We start from the raw sequence: 242 nt of genomic DNA on the forward strand, positions 1-242 counted from the left end.
GGTAGGGCTGGTTGGACTCGAACCAACGACCCCCGCGTTATCAACACGGTGCTCTAACCAGCTGAGCTACAGCCCCAAATGCTGTTCTTCTTGATTTACAGTCGATAAGTGTGAACGCTTGAGGATGGTCCGAAGACCAGTGCGACTCTAGAAAGGAGGTGATCCAGCCGCACCTTCCGATACGGCTACCTTGTTACGACTTCACCCCAGTCACGAATCCTACCGTGGTAAGCGCCCTCCTT

General features: G+C 54.1%; 1 tRNA gene and 1 rRNA gene. Both read right to left on the reverse strand.

The annotated features are described in order from the left end of the window. Positions 1 to 2: 2 nt before the first annotated feature. A tRNA-Ile gene (locus H3H39_RS27535) sits at positions 3 to 76 on the reverse strand. Positions 77 to 151: 75 nt separating this feature from the next. Continuing rightward, positions 152 to 242, reverse strand: a 16S ribosomal RNA gene (locus H3H39_RS27540); the annotation flags it as partial.

Origin of the sequence: Rugamonas apoptosis (assembly GCF_014042355.1) — a bacterium.
Lineage (GTDB): Bacteria > Pseudomonadota > Gammaproteobacteria > Burkholderiales > Burkholderiaceae_D > Rugamonas > Rugamonas apoptosis.